Raw genomic sequence first — 13,672 nt, forward strand, 5'->3', positions numbered from 1 at the left:
TCTGCTGGGGATTCGTTGTGGGAGGTCACCACGGATTGATCGGGTTGATGATGTCGGCGGTGAGCGTGAGCACCATGAACCCGGCCATCACCACCACCGCGGCGTAGGTGATCGGGAGGAGTTTGTAGTAGTCGACGGCGGCGCCGGGGGCCCGTCCGAACCAGCGACGGACGGTGTCGCGGCCCTTCTCGTAGCCGACGATCGCCATGTGTCCGCCGTCGAGCGGGAGCAGCGGGACCAGATTGAACAGGCCGAGGAAGAAGTTGATGCTGATCAGCAGCATCCAGAACATGTCCCACAGGCCGCGTTCGACCGCCTGGCCGCCGAGCACCGAGGCGCCGTAGACGCTGACCGGGGTGTCGAGGGCGCGTTCGCCACCGGTCACCGCGGTCCAGAGTGCACCGATCTTGGTGGGCAGCGACAGGAGCGCGTTCCACGTCTCCTTGATCAGGTCGCCGGTGAAGACGAAGGCGCCCGGGATGACGTCGAAGCCGCTGAAGTCCTTGATCGCCGGTGGGGCGTCGTAGGCGATGCCGACCATGTTGTAGTTGACGGTCTCGGTCGTGCCATCGGACCGGGTCGCGGTCACCGTGACCGGTTCGGGGGTCATGGTCAGCTCGAGTCGTTCGTCGCCGCGGTCGACGGTCAGTACGACCGGGCCCTTCGATTCCCGGATGACCGGGGTCAGGTCGGAGGCCTGGCCGACGGGCTGTCCGTTGACGGCCACGATCTCGTCCCCCGGCCGCAGGCCCGCCGCTGCCGCGGGACCGCCGCCGGTGCACGGCGAGTTGGTCTGCTCACCGCCGGAGATGGTGATCGTCGACGACACGCACTGGGTCTCGGCGACCTTGGCCGGGGTCGGCGGCGGGCTGAGGTCGGGCAGTCCGAAACTCAGGCCGACGATGATGATCAGGACGAAACCGAGGATGAAGTTCTGCGCGGGACCGGCGAACAGGACGACGAGGCGTTTCCAGGCCTTCTGCTTGTACATCGCCCGGTCTTGCTCGTCGGCGGCGAGCTCCTCGTGCGGGGTCATGCCCGCGATGTCACAGAAGCCGCCGAGTGGGATCGCCTTGAGTCCGTATTCGGTCTCGCCGCGGCGCGTGGACCAGATCGTGGGTCCGAAGCCGACGAAGTAGCGACGCACCTTCATGCCGGTGGCCTGTGCGGCCCACATGTGACCGCACTCATGCCAGGCCACCGACAGCAACAGCGCCAACGCGAAGAGCGTGACACCGATCGCGAAACTCACGTACTCACTCCATCCAGCTACACAGCGGCCGCGACCAGCTGAGCTGCGCGTTCCCGGGCCCACCGATCGGCGGCGAAGACCTCCTCCACAGTACCTGGCGCGACACGCCACTGATCTGCCTCGCCGAGCACCTCACCGATGATCTCGACGATGCGCGGGAATCGGATCGCACCTGCGAAGAAGCCCTCGGCAGCCGCCTCGTTCGCCGCGTTGTACACCGCCGTCAGACTCCCCCCGCCCCGTCCGGCCGTCCGGGCGAGCTCGATCGCCGGGAACACCTTGTCGTCGACGGGTTCGAACGTCCACGCGGAGGCGGTGGAGAAATCGCAGGCGGTCGACGCCCCGGGTACGCGATCCGGCCAGCCCAGCGCCAGCGCGATGGGCAGTTTCATCGAGGGCGGGGAGGCCTTGGCGACGGTCGCACCGTCGACGAAGGTCACCATCGAGTGCACGATCGACTGCGGATGGACGGTCACGTCGATGTGGTCGTAGTCGACGCCGAAGAGCAGATGCGCTTCGACGACCTCCAGGGCCTTGTTGACCAGCGTCGCCGAGTTGAGGGTGATCATCGGGCCCATGGACCAGGTCGGATGGCGGCCGGCCTGCTCGGGGGTCACCTCCTCGAGCTGTTCTGCGCTCCATCCGCGGAACGGTCCACCCGACGCGGTGAGGACCAGTCGGTCCACCTCGGCGGCGGTCCCGGCGCGCAGGCACTGGGCGATCGCCGAGTGCTCCGAGTCCACCGGCACGATCTGTCCGGGCGCCGCCGCGTCGAGGACCAGCGACCCGCCGGCGACGAGCGACTCCTTGTTCGCGAGCGCGAGGCGCGCGCCCGTCCGGAGGACGGCGAGCGAGGGTGCCAGGCCGATCGATCCGACGACGGCGTTCAGCACGACGTCGACGCCGGTCTCCGCGGTGACGGCGTCGACGAGGTCGCACATGGCGTCTGGTCCGCCGAGCACGGGCGCCCCGAGACGCTCCGACAGTTCGGAGGCGCGGGCGGCGTCGGCCACGGCCAACCGCGTGGCGGGGACGCCGAAGGCAGCGGCCTGTTCGGCCAGCCGGTCGAGATTTCCGCCGCCCGCCCCGAGGCCGGCGACCTCGAAGCGATCGGGATGTTCCGCGATCACCTCGAGCGCCTGGACGCCGATGGAACCGGTGGAACCGAGGATCAACACACGTGTGGGCACGTATCCATTGTGTCAGCCGGTCGGGTGCACCTTCCGTCAGTGCTCCGCTGGATGGGTCTGCCGCCAGTGGTCGGCGATGTCGATGCGTCGGGTGACCCAGACGTCGTCGTGGGACTGGATGTGATCGAGGAACCGTTCCAGTGCGGCCAGTCGTGCCGGCCGGCCGACGAGACGGCAGTGCAGTCCGACCGACAGCATCTTCGGCGCCCCCTCGACGCCCTCCCGGTAGAGCACGTCGAAGGCATCGCGCAGATGCGCGAAGAACTGCTCACCCGACGGGAATCCGCCGGGTGAGGCGAACCGCATGTCGTTGGTGTCGAGCGTGTAGGGCACGACGAGGTGATCGACGAGTTCGTCGCCGCGCGGGACCTTCACCCAGTAGGGCAGGTCGTCGGCGTAACTGTCGGAGTCGTAGGTGAATCCGCCCTGCTCGACGACGAGCCGCCGGGTGTTCGGCGAATCCCGGCCGGTGTACCAGCCGCGGGGTCGTTCGCCGGTGATCTCGGTCAGCAGTTCGATGCCGGCCCGCATGTGCTCGCGCTCGACCTCGGGGTCGATGAGCTGGTAGTTGAGCCATCGGTATCCGTGACAGGCGATCTCGTCGCCGCGCTCGACGAAGGCGGCCGCCACCTCGGGGTTGCGGGCCATCGCCTGGGACACCGCGAAGATCGTCAGCGGCAGCCCGCGCCGCGAGAACGTCCGCAGCACGCGCCACACCCCGGCCCGCGACCCGTACTCGTACATGCTCTCCATGCTCATGTGCCGGTTCGGGAACGCCTGAGCGCCGACCATCTCCGACAGGAACGTCTCACTGCCGCGGTCGTTCTCGAGGACGTTGTTCTCGCCACCCTCCTCGTAGTTGAGCACGAACTGGACGGCGATCTTCGCGCCGTCGGGCCACTGCGGGTCCGGTGGCGTGGAACCGTATCCGACCATGTCGCGGGGATAGTTCTCGGTGCGGAAGTCGGCGAGGGAACGGCCCGCGCTCGGGCCCGCGCGGAAGTCGGACGAAGCCATGAGCCGCATTCTGTCATCGAATCACCGACCGGGCTCGGTCTCCGAGATCACTGTGCCGCTATGCTGATCGGGAACTACTACCGTTCGTCAGACATCTGACGACCCGCGCTGTGAGGAGTGGCTGTGGCAAGCACCGATGTGGAGCACACTGGCGGACACGCCGAGGTCATCGACACCGGCTGGCGCCGTGAGCCCGCCGATGCACCGTCCGCCCGCTTCGGCTGGTTCGGATCGGCGACGAAGACCTTCTACGGTGCCGCCCTCTTCTTCGCGGCCTTCCTGCTGTTCATGCTCATCGGTAACCACACCGGTCATGTCGAGGACATCTGGCTCATCGCGTTTGCGGCCGGCGTCCTGTTCTTCGTCGTACGCGGCTGGTGGATGAACCGCGGCAAGTGGTCCTGAACCACCACTGACCAAGACCCCGAGAAACGCCGAGCGGCCTGGCCGCTCGGCGTTTTTCGTGTCCTGGTTGCGTCTCGCCCGCTCAGCGCTCTTCCGCGGCGAGCTGCCCGCACGCCGCGGCGATCTCCTGACCACGGGTGTCGCGCACGGTGCAGGACACGCCCTGCTCGCGGACGCGGCGCACGAACTCACGTTCCACCGGCTTGGGGCTGGCATCCCACTCCGAGCCGGGTGTCGGGTTGAGCGGGATGAGGTTCACGTGCACGAGGGACCCGAGCGCCTTGTGCAGCTTCTGCCCGAGGAGATCGGCGCGCCAGGGCTGATCGTTGACATCGCGGATCAGGGCGTACTCGATGGAGACGCGGCGTCCGGTGGTGTCGGCGTAATAGCGTGCGGCCTCGAGGACCTCGGCCACCGACCAGCGGTTGTTCACCGGGACGAGCGTGTCGCGCAGCTCGTCGTCGGGCGTGTGCAGGGACACGGCCAGCGTGACCGCGAGCCCCTCGTCGGCGAGGCGCCGGATGGACGGTGCGAGACCGACGGTCGAGACGGTCACCGACCGCGCCGAGATGCCGAGCCCGTCGGGTGCCGGCGAGGTGATCTGCCGGACCGCGCTGACCACGCGCTTGTAGTTGGCGAGCGGCTCTCCCATACCCATGAACACGACGTTCGACAGGCGACCCGGCTCGCCGAGCTCACCGTCACGAAGGGCGCGGGCGGCGGCCCGCACCTGGTCGACGATCTCGGCCGTCGACAGGTTGCGGTCGAGACCGCCCTGGCCGGTCGCACAGAACGGGCAGGCCATGCCACAGCCCGCCTGACTGGAGATGCACAGGGTGTTGCGCTCGGTGTATCGCATCAGCACGCTCTCCAGGAGAGTGCCGTCATGCAGTCGCCACAGCGTCTTGCGGGTGGAGTCGTCATCGCACGAGATGTGCCGGACCGGCGTCAGGAGCTGCGGGAACAGCTTCTCGCGCACGGCGTCGCGGGACGCCGCGGGCAGATCGGTCATCTCCTCGACGTCGCCGTTGAGGCGGGCGTAGTACTGCCGGGCCAACTGGTTGGCCCGGAACTTCGGGAGACCCACTTCGGCCAGCGCCGCGACGCGGCCGGCGGCGTCGAGATCGGCGAAGTGTGTCGGCGGCAGCCCGCGTTTGGGCGCGTCGAACACCAGCGGTAATGAGGTCATCGACCCATTGTCGCATGTCATGATGAACCCATGACCACACCCGATCACCGCCGAAGCGGGAACCCGGTCCCGCAGTGGGGTTCGCGGGGAGAGCCCGGCTCCGCGTCCGCCTCTGATCCCGCGCCCGTGCCACCGACCCCGGCAGCGGCCGGCGACGACCCCGACGCCGTCCTCGCCGAGCGCGACCGCCTGCGGCAGACCGTCGCCGACGTCGAGCACACCCGTACGCGCGCGACGTGGTTCGGCGTGGTCATCGGGGCGATCATCCTGGTCCTGCTGCTGGTGTTCATCGTGCAGAACCTGGAGAGTCAGCGGATCGAGTTGCTCTTCTGGGAGGTCAATCTCCCGCTGGGCGTGAGCCTGCTGATCGCCGCGATCGCGGGTGCGCTGATCGTCGCCCTGGTCGGCGGACTCCGCATGCTGCAGTTGCGTCGGGCATTGAAGAAGGCCGCCGGCTAGCTGTACTGACCCGGGACGTTAGGTACGGGGTTCGGCGAGTCGGCGCGACATAGGGAAGACCTCCGAGTGAGGTGTGGAGCTGTCTAAGAACCGCTCCTCAACCCGGAGGTCTTCATGTCTCACCGTAATTCACCGTTGTCCCCGACTGGCCGGCTGCGTCTGGCTCGGTGTGTTGTCGAGGATGGGTGGCCGCTGCGGCGTGCCGCGGACCGTTTCAATGTCTCGGTGACCACGGCCAAACGGTGGGCCGACCGCTACCGCGACCACGGGCCCGCAGGGATGGTTGACCGCTCAAGCCGGCCCCGCTCATGCCCGCATCGCACCACCCGTCGCCGGGAACGCCGGGTGGTGGGGTTACGCGTGTCGCGCCGTTGGGGACCAGCTCGGATCGGGTTCCACCTGGGGTTGAACGTGTCCACAGTCCACCGCATCCTCACCCGGTACCAGTGTGTGCGGTTGTCGTGGACCGACCCGGCCACCGGAGCACCGGTGCGTGCACGACGACGTGAGGTTCGCCGGTATGAACGCGAAGCTGCCGGGGACTTGATCCACGTCGACATCAAGAAGCTGGGCAGGATCCCCGACGGTGGTGGGCACCGCGTGCACGGCCGCGCCCGAGGCGGCCGCAATTCCAGTGCCCATCGCGATCCGTCCCGGCCCCGCACCGTGCATGGCCGCCCCAACCTGGGATACGCCTACCTGCACCACGCCGTCGATGATCACTCCCGATACGCCTATTCGGAGATCCTCGCTGATGAGAAGAAGGAAACCGCGACCGCGTTCATGACGCGTGCCTTGGCCCACTTTGCCTCGATCGGCGTCACGACCACACGGGTGATGACCGACAACGGGTCCTGTTACCGGTCCAGAATGTTCCGGAAACGATTGGCCGACAACGGGATCAAACACAAATGGACACGACCGTACCGGCCGCAAACCAACGGCAAGGTGGAACGATTCAACCGCACACTGCAAGAGGAATGGGCCTACGCCCGCCCCTACAACAGCGAGACCGAACGCGTGGCCGCCTTCGACGAGTTCCTGCGCATCTACAATCACGAACGCAGCCACACCGCACTCAGAGGCGACTCACCCGCCGACCGCGTACCCAACCTGGCGGGTCAGTACAGCTAGCGCCCCACGTTTCAGAGGAGAGCGGTCAGCACCGCCCACACCACGAACGCCGAGGGCAGCAGGCTGTCGAGGCGGTCCATGATGCCGCCGTGGCCGGGGAGCAGCGTCCCCATGTCCTTGATGCCGAGATCGCGCTTGACCTGTGACTCCACCAGGTCGCCGAGAGTCGCGCACACGACCAGGACGGGTCCCAGGATCAATCCGATCCACCAGTGGCTGCCGATCAGGAACGTGATGCAGCCGACCGCGCCGACCGTGCCGACGAGCAGCGAACCGACCAGGCCCTCCCACGACTTCTTGGGGCTGATCGCCGGCGCCATGGGGTGTTTGCCGAACAGGACACCGGCGGCATATCCACCGACGTCGGAGCAGACGACGACCACCATGAGCGTCGCGACCCGGGCCGCACCGTCCTCCTGCGTCACCAGGTGGACGCCGAAGGATGCCAGGAGCGGCAGCCAGGCCAGCACGAACACGGTGAGTGCCAGGTCTACGAGATAGTCCTCCGGTGCGTTCGAGATGCCCTGGGCGAGCAGCTTCCACACCATCGACACCAGGACGGTCGCGACGAAGGCGACCAGCACTCCGGTGGGCCCGTACGGCCAGCTGATCCAGATGATGACCTGGCCGCCGATGAGCAGTGGCCAGAAGGCGACGTTGTACCCGGCGGTGTGCAGCCGCTTGGTGACCTCCCAGGTGGCGATCGCGAACGCGACGGCGACGAGGCCGTACCAGAGCATCGGCGCGAACAGCAGGATCAGGATGATGCTGACCCCGAGCGTGCCTCCGACTGCGATCGCAGCCGGGAGGTCACGACCTGCCCGTGACTTCTTCTCGGGCCCGGACTTCTTCTCGGGCCCGGACTTCTTCTCGGGGTCGGATGCCTTCTCGCTCACACCTCGAGCAATTCGTCTTCTTTGTGCTTCACCAGCTCGTCGATCTGATGCACGTAGGTGGCCGTGGTCTTGTCCAGTTCCTTCTCGGCACGGGTGACCTCGTCCTCGCCGGCCTCGCCGTCCTTCTGGATGCGCTTGAGCTCGTCGGCGGCCTTGCGACGCACGTTACGGATGGCGACCTTCGCATCCTCACCCTTGCCCTTGGCCTGCTTGACCAGGTCGCGACGACGCTCCTCGGTGAGCTGCGGGATGGCGACGCGGATGATCGTGCCGTCGTTGGTCGGGTTCACACCGAGGTCGGAGTTGCGGATCGCGGTCTCGATGTCTCGCAGCGTCGACGCCTCGTACGGCTTGATGACGACCAGGCGCGGCTCCGGGGTGTTGATCGACGCGACCTGGGTCACCGGGGTCATCGCGCCGTAGTACTCGATGTTGATCTTGTTGAACATGGACGGATTCGCCCGTCCGGTGCGGATGGAGCCCATGTCCTCCTTGGCGACGTTGACCGCCTTTTCCATCTTCTCCTCGGCGTCGAGCAGCGCGTCGTCGATCATCTTCGTCCTTGTTCCGTTCGGTAGGGCCTGGCGAGGCCGTGTTCTCGTGCGGGGCGCGGGTGTTCGTCAGGTGCTGACCAGCGTGCCGATCCGGTCTCCGGCCACCGCCCTGGCGATGTTGCCCTGTTGGAGCAAATTGAACACCAAGATCGGCATCTTGTTGTCCATACACAGACTGAAGGCGGTCGCGTCGGCGACCTTGAGTTCCTTGTCGAGGACCTCGCGGTGGGTGATCTCGGTGAACATTCGGGCGTTCGGGTCGGTACGCGGGTCCGCGTCGTAGACCCCGTCGACGGCCTTGGCCATGAGGACCACCTCCGCCTTGATCTCCAGCGCGCGCTGGGCGGCGGTGGTGTCGGTGGAGAAGTACGGCATGCCCATTCCGGCGCCGAAGATGACCACGCGTCCCTTCTCGAGGTGACGCTGGGCGCGCAGCGGCAGGTACGGCTCGGCGACCTGACCCATGGTGATGGCGGTCTGCACGCGTGTGCTGATGCCGCGCTTCTCCAGGAAGTCCTGCAGAGCAAGGCAATTCATCACCGTCCCGAGCATGCCCATGTAGTCCGAGCGGCTACGGTCGAGGCCACGCTGCTGCAGCTCGGCGCCGCGGAAGAAGTTGCCGCCGCCGATGACGACGGCCACCTGGACACCGGAGTTGACGACGTCGGCGATCTGATCGGCCACGGTCGCGACGACGTCCGGGTCCAGACCGACCTCTCCCCCGCCGAACATCTCACCGCCCAGCTTCAACAGGACTCGATGGAATCCGGAACGCCCGGACCCGGAACGCTCGGACTTGTCGAGATCGGATGGGGTGGGATCGGGCGCTTCGCTCATTCGCTTCCTCACTCGTCGGTTCGGAGAACTATGGTACGTCCTCACCGAATGCGACCCGCGACACGCGTAGGTGTCAGCGTGCGAGCGCCGCGCGGAACTGGGGCCAGGCGCGGTGCAGTTCGTCCTGCCAGTACGGCCACGAGTGGGTGCCGCCGGGGTAAAGGTGGAAGGTCGCCGGCACCCCGACCTCGCGCAGCCGGCGCTGGAGGTTGCGCGTGCACTCGGCCGTCGCGGTCTCGATCACCGCACCGACGGCGAGCTGATCGAACAGTTTGGAGAGGTTCCCGTCGATGCCCGGGCCATCGATCGTGTCGTAGCGCCCAGGTGTGCCGGAACCATTGGACACATAGATCGACTTGCCGCGAAACGACGCCGCGTGCACATACGGGTCGTTGGCCCGCCATGCCGGACTCGTCGGCGGCCCCCACATGTTGAGGGTGTTGCCGTGGCCGCGTCCCTCCACGACCATTCGCACGACCGCCTGGCCCATCGGGTCGCTGGTCTGGGCACACCCGCTGAACGAGCCGAGCGCCTCGTACAGTTCGGGGGCGTGCAGCGAGAGCTGGAACACCGAGGCCCCGGCCATCGAGATGCCCGCGATCGCGTTGCGGCCGTTCCCGTCGAGACGACGGTCGATCACCGCGGGCAGTTCCGAGGTGAGAAACGTGGCCCATTTTTGCACCCCGAGCACGGGATCCGGATGCTGCCAGTCGGTGAAGTAACTCGCGGTGCCACCCATGGGTACGACCACGTTGACGTTCTGATCGGCGAAGTACGTCCGGATGTCCGTGCGGTCGAACCAGCTGCTGCCGCCGTCACCGCCGGCGGCGCCGTTCAGCAGGTACAGCGTGGGCGCCGGCCGATCCCCTCGTGCGGGAAGAACTTTGACGGTCACCGTCTGACGCATCGCCGTCGACCGCACCGCCAGGTCGATCTCACCCGCAGGCTGCACGTGTTCGGCGACGATCGACGCCGGGTTCGGCTCCGCGGCAGCACGGCTGGGCAGACCGACCATCATCGCCAGCACGACAGCGCGACGAGACCCACTGCACCGAACATGCGGCGACCGTTCACCCCGGTGAGACCTTGTTCGTTCATCCACTCCGCTTTCCCACAGCACCACAGCGATGCGATCCGCATCACAGGCGATGCGGAGGCAGTCTGCCGGACGAGAGCGACGGTGTCCACCAGGGGACCAACTGACATCAGATGTGGTCAATTGTCCAGGAAGCCTGACATTTTCACCAGAACGAGGCCCATCCGTCGGAACCCCGTTACATCGTCGACCAATCTCATGTAGCGTCCGGGCGACCGTCGAAGTGCTATAAGTCACCTGAATGACAAGCGCCTCGAAACCCGGTTCACCCGGTAGCAAATCCCCTTCAGCAAAGAGGTGGTCACACGATGATTAAGTTCGGACTGATCGAGGAGTGGGACCCGCGCCCCGGTCATCTGACGAGTTGGGTGGCCTCACTCGCCTCGGTCACCGCCGCCGGACAGGCGCCCGCCCATCCCGTCCCCGCGTCGCATTAGCAGGAGGAATACCTGAAAGTTGCGTGGCGCAACGAATCCGCCGGTTTCCGGTTCGCCCGGTTGTGCCTCATGGCATTCGACGTCGCGGCCCCGCTGGATGTGGAGGCGATGACCACGGCGGTCAACGAGTTCATCCGGCGTCACGACAGCTTCCGTTCGTGGTTCTCGATCGAGAACGACGGTTCGGTGCTTCGTCATCTCGTGCCGACCGAGGACATCGAGATGGTGCCGGCATGTGGGGTCCAGTTGAGCGAAGACTGGCGTTAGCGAGTGCTGGTGTGGTGATGCCCAGAGGATCCCTCGGGGCATCGGATTCGGGCCAGATAAATCGGCTCGTAGCGCTCGGTCGCGACGAAACGGTGCCTGCGGCGACTTCCCTGGGTGGCCGGCGTGTCGCCTGGTTGAGGAGTGAGAGTCGTTCGCGTGGAAGGATTTTCGCCTTCTGCCCATTTTTTCTGCGGAAACTGGCGCTAAGCATCTACCGCACATAGTGACGCACTATGTGCGGTAGTCTCGGGCGAGTCCTGGCGCGATGCGTCTCGTGGGCGGGGGCGACTCGGGAAACTATCTGCGGTAGTGCGTGGGGAGGTCGGTGGGATGGGACAGGTTCGGAGGCTGCCGCGGTCGGCGGGTGGTGTGCGGCTGGCCGATGCGGTGCGGATCTATCTGGCGACGATCACGGTGCCGAACACGCGCGCGACGTACGCGGCGGCGCTGGTTCGCCTCGTCGCCGACTTCGGGGCGGATACGGATGTGGCGCTGCTGGGTTCGGAGCCGGATCGGGTGAGTGGGTGGTTCACGTTCGTGTGGGGTGGCAAGTCGGCGAAGACGTTCAACATCCGGTTGACCGCGCTGGGGTCGGCGTGCGGGTACTGGCGGGAGCAGCAGTGGCTGGCCGGTGATCCGCTGGTGCGGCTGCGGGCACGGCCCGCGCCGCCCGACACCAGCAAGGCGCTGAGCCGGGACCGCGTCGCGGAGATCTTGGGATCGGATGCGGGCCTGCGGCAGCGGGTGTTGTGGCATTTGCTGTATGAGTCCTCGGCGCGTGCCGAGGAGGTGTTGATGCTGGATGTGCCCGATCTCGACATCGCGAACCGGTGTGCGGTGGTGACCCGTAAGGGTGGGGCGCGTGAGGTCATCGCGTGGCAGACCGGCACTTCACGGTTGTTGCCGCGGATGCTGGCGGGCCGCAGGACCGGCCCGTTGTTCCTCACCGACCGCAGGGCCCGCCCCTCGGTGGCCCGCAACGATGTCGACCCGGTGACGGGCCGGGCCAGGTTGTCCTACCGGCGCGCGGCCGAGCTGTTCGAGGCCCACACCGGGCACTACGACAACGGCCCGTACACGCTGCACCAGTTGCGGCATTCCCGGTTGACGCACGCGGCCGAGGACGGCGCGTCGACGCCGCTGCTGATGAAGCTGTCGGGGCACACGTCGGTGCGCAGCCTCGCCAAGTACGCGAGGGTCTCCGACGAGGGGCTGCGGCGCTATCAGGCCGACACCGACCCGGCCGCGCGTCGCCGTCCGGGTCGCTGAGCCTGCCGACGGGATCGAAACGGTCAGGTCGTCGCGGGGCCGGTGCTGCCGTGGCTGGTTTGTTGTGGTCGGGGTAGCGGCAGGAGTCGGTGGTCGGTGGTGAACACGCGCCGCACGAGTCCGAGAGTCACGACGACGGTGGTGGTGGATACCGATGCCAGGACCAGGAACATGACGACGGCTTGCAGCCGCACGGCCTGTACCGGTGCGACGCCCGCGAGGATGAGTCCGGTCATCGCTCCGGGCAGGAATACCAGGCCGGTGGCTTTGGTGGTTTCGATCTGCGGTGTCAGCGCCGAGCGCAGTGCCGCGCGCACGTACGGTCGGGCGGCTTGGCTGGAGGGTTGGCCGAGTGCGAGCCGGGCCTCGACCTCGTCGCGCTTGTCGCGCAGTTCCTCGACGAGGCGGCGGGCGGCCAGCACGGTGGCGGTCATGGAGTTGCCGACCATCATCCCGGCGATGGGGACCAGGGTGCGTGCTTCCAGGGGAAGGACCCGGAATCCGAAGACGACGCCGAGGGTGATCGCGGCGGCGGCGGCGAACGCGGTGATGGTCAGCGCCATGATGCGGGGGAACTCGGGTGCGCGTCGGCGGGCGACGTCGCCGGCGTAGGCGACCATCGCCGCGGTCCACAGCCACGACCACGCCAGTGACCGGCCGGGTTCGAGCAGCAGGCTCAGCGCGGCCCCGACCAGCAGCAGCTGAACCAGCGCCCGGACCGCGGCCCACAGGATCTGCCGGTGCAAGCCGAGGCGCTGCCACAGCGAGATCGTGGCGGCGACCCCGACCAGGGCCAGGGAGGTCGCCAGCCCGGCGATGCTGATCAGATCGTTCACGATGGGATCTCCTCGAGGGTGTCCGGTGGCGGGTTGACCGGGTCGAGGCCGACGCATCGTCCGGCGTCGATGCGTAGCACCCGGTCGGCGACACGCCGGACCTGCTGTGGATCGTGGGTCACCCACAGCACGGTCACTCCGTCGCCTGCCAGCCCGAGTACCGCGCGTTCCACGATGTCTACGGCCGATTCGTCGAGTGCGGAGGTGGGTTCATCGAGCAGCAAGACCTCGGGTCCGGTGATCAGGGTGCGCGCCAGGCACATTCGCTGCGCCTCACCCCCGGACAGCGCGGTCGCGTCGCGGTCGAGCCAGGACCCGGACAGCCCGACCCGCGCCAGCACCTCCCGCATGCGCGGCGGATCCGCGTCCGGGTCGGCGGTGTGCAGGTTCTCGGCGATCGTGCCGGGAAATGGTGTGGGTCGCTGGAACACTATGCCCACCTGTCGGCGCAGCCGCAGGGGATCGAGTTCGGCGATATCGCGGCCACCGTAGAGCACGCGTCCCGTGGTGGGAATCTCGAGCCGATTGCACAGCCGTAGCAGCGTGGACTTTCCCGACCCCGAGGGCCCGTAAATGGCCGTCACACCGTGGCCGGGGACGACCGCGCTGAACCCATCGAGCGCACGCACACTGTCGCGCACCACCACGACATCGTCGAACCCGAAGTCTGCCGCACTCATCCGACCTCCTCGAACCCCGGGCAGCCCAGCTGCATACCTGGGAAACACTATCGGAGTTCGATATCGTGAGTCGATATCTTGTTGTGTGGGTGCGAGCGATGGGCTCGTGATCGTGACGAAGGGTGCGCAATTGTCTGTGCTGACACGTCGTAGG

General features: G+C 67.2%; 14 protein-coding genes and 1 pseudogene. 5 read left to right on the forward strand and 10 right to left on the reverse strand.

The features are described from left to right. Window positions 1-25: 25 nt before the first annotated feature. The 3 genes from IHQ52_RS17295 to puuE are packed head-to-tail and all read right to left on the reverse strand — an operon-like array spanning window position 26 to window position 3,468. Window positions 26-1,252, reverse strand: a complete 1,227-nt coding sequence (locus IHQ52_RS17295) for a M50 family metallopeptidase (protein WP_006436375.1) — start codon at window positions 1,250-1,252, stop codon at window positions 26-28. A gap of 17 nt (window positions 1,253-1,269) precedes the next feature. Beyond that, on the reverse strand, window positions 1,270-2,442 hold the full coding sequence (dxr, locus tag IHQ52_RS17300) for a 1-deoxy-D-xylulose-5-phosphate reductoisomerase (RefSeq protein WP_006436374.1): 1,173 nt from the start codon (window positions 2,440-2,442) through the stop codon (window positions 1,270-1,272). A 36-nt stretch (window positions 2,443-2,478) separates the two neighbouring features. After that, entirely contained in the window at window positions 2,479-3,468 is a 990-nt protein-coding gene (puuE, locus tag IHQ52_RS17305) for an allantoinase PuuE (RefSeq protein ID WP_006436373.1), read from the reverse strand. 114 nt (window positions 3,469-3,582) lie between these two features. Between puuE and IHQ52_RS17310 the strand changes: the two genes are divergently transcribed. Further along, entirely contained in the window at window positions 3,583-3,864 is a 282-nt protein-coding gene (locus IHQ52_RS17310) for a DUF2631 domain-containing protein (RefSeq protein WP_006436372.1), read from the forward strand. 82 nt (window positions 3,865-3,946) lie between these two features. Here the strand turns inward: IHQ52_RS17310 and rlmN are convergent, their stop codons facing one another. Next, a complete protein-coding gene (gene rlmN, locus IHQ52_RS17315; RefSeq protein ID WP_006436371.1) occupies window positions 3,947-5,053 on the reverse strand; it encodes a dual-specificity RNA methyltransferase RlmN in 1,107 nt (368 codons plus the stop codon). A gap of 30 nt (window positions 5,054-5,083) precedes the next feature. Here rlmN and IHQ52_RS17320 point away from each other — a divergent pair, with 30 nt between their 5' ends. Further along, window positions 5,084-5,512 carry a LapA family protein gene (locus IHQ52_RS17320; protein ID WP_006436370.1) on the forward strand — a complete coding sequence of 143 codons (429 nt, stop codon included), beginning with the start codon at window positions 5,084-5,086 and terminating at the stop codon, window positions 5,510-5,512. Between the two features lie 114 nt (window positions 5,513-5,626). Next, on the forward strand, window positions 5,627-6,646 hold the full coding sequence (locus IHQ52_RS17325) for an IS481 family transposase (RefSeq protein ID WP_238063685.1): 1,020 nt from the start codon (window positions 5,627-5,629) through the stop codon (window positions 6,644-6,646). Between the two features lie 11 nt (window positions 6,647-6,657). Here the strand turns inward: IHQ52_RS17325 and IHQ52_RS17330 are convergent, their stop codons facing one another. The 4 genes from IHQ52_RS17330 to IHQ52_RS17345 form a co-directional block, all read right to left on the reverse strand. Beyond that, on the reverse strand, window positions 6,658-7,542 hold the full coding sequence (locus IHQ52_RS17330; RefSeq protein ID WP_006438140.1) for a phosphatidate cytidylyltransferase: 885 nt from the start codon (window positions 7,540-7,542) through the stop codon (window positions 6,658-6,660). Next, window positions 7,539-8,096: a ribosome recycling factor gene (frr, locus tag IHQ52_RS17335; RefSeq protein ID WP_006438141.1), complete on the reverse strand. Its 558-nt coding sequence runs from the start codon at window positions 8,094-8,096 to the stop codon at window positions 7,539-7,541. The genes IHQ52_RS17330 and frr overlap by 4 nt, the downstream gene beginning before the upstream one ends. Window positions 8,097-8,162: 66 nt before the next feature. Next, window positions 8,163-8,933 (reverse strand): UMP kinase, encoded by a 771-nt coding sequence (pyrH, locus tag IHQ52_RS17340; protein WP_006438142.1) that lies wholly within the window; start codon window positions 8,931-8,933, stop codon window positions 8,163-8,165. A 73-nt stretch (window positions 8,934-9,006) separates the two neighbouring features. After that, entirely contained in the window at window positions 9,007-9,951 is a 945-nt protein-coding gene (locus tag IHQ52_RS17345; RefSeq protein ID WP_081598271.1) for an alpha/beta hydrolase, read from the reverse strand. A 386-nt stretch (window positions 9,952-10,337) separates the two neighbouring features. Here IHQ52_RS17345 and IHQ52_RS23710 point away from each other — a divergent pair. Both IHQ52_RS23710 and IHQ52_RS17355 read left to right on the forward strand, forming a co-directional pair. After that, window positions 10,338-10,697, forward strand: a pseudogene (locus tag IHQ52_RS23710) (condensation domain-containing protein); the annotation flags it as partial. Window positions 10,698-11,063: 366 nt separating this feature from the next. After that, window positions 11,064-12,002 (forward strand): tyrosine-type recombinase/integrase, encoded by a 939-nt coding sequence (locus IHQ52_RS17355; protein WP_006438145.1) that lies wholly within the window; start codon window positions 11,064-11,066, stop codon window positions 12,000-12,002. A 23-nt stretch (window positions 12,003-12,025) separates the two neighbouring features. Here the strand turns inward: IHQ52_RS17355 and IHQ52_RS17360 are convergent, their stop codons facing one another. Both IHQ52_RS17360 and IHQ52_RS17365 read right to left on the reverse strand, forming a co-directional pair. After that, the gene (locus IHQ52_RS17360; RefSeq protein ID WP_006438146.1) at window positions 12,026-12,838 is read right to left on the reverse strand and encodes an ABC transporter permease; all 813 of its coding nucleotides are present in this window, start codon (window positions 12,836-12,838) and stop codon (window positions 12,026-12,028) included. After that, the gene (locus IHQ52_RS17365) at window positions 12,835-13,518 is read right to left on the reverse strand and encodes an ABC transporter ATP-binding protein (protein WP_006438147.1); all 684 of its coding nucleotides are present in this window, start codon (window positions 13,516-13,518) and stop codon (window positions 12,835-12,837) included. Before IHQ52_RS17365 ends, IHQ52_RS17360 begins: the two co-directional genes overlap by 4 nt. Window positions 13,519-13,672 lie beyond the last annotated feature (154 nt).

The organism is Gordonia amicalis, assembly GCF_022059885.1.
In the GTDB taxonomy this organism is placed as follows: domain Bacteria; phylum Actinomycetota; class Actinomycetes; order Mycobacteriales; family Mycobacteriaceae; genus Gordonia; species Gordonia amicalis.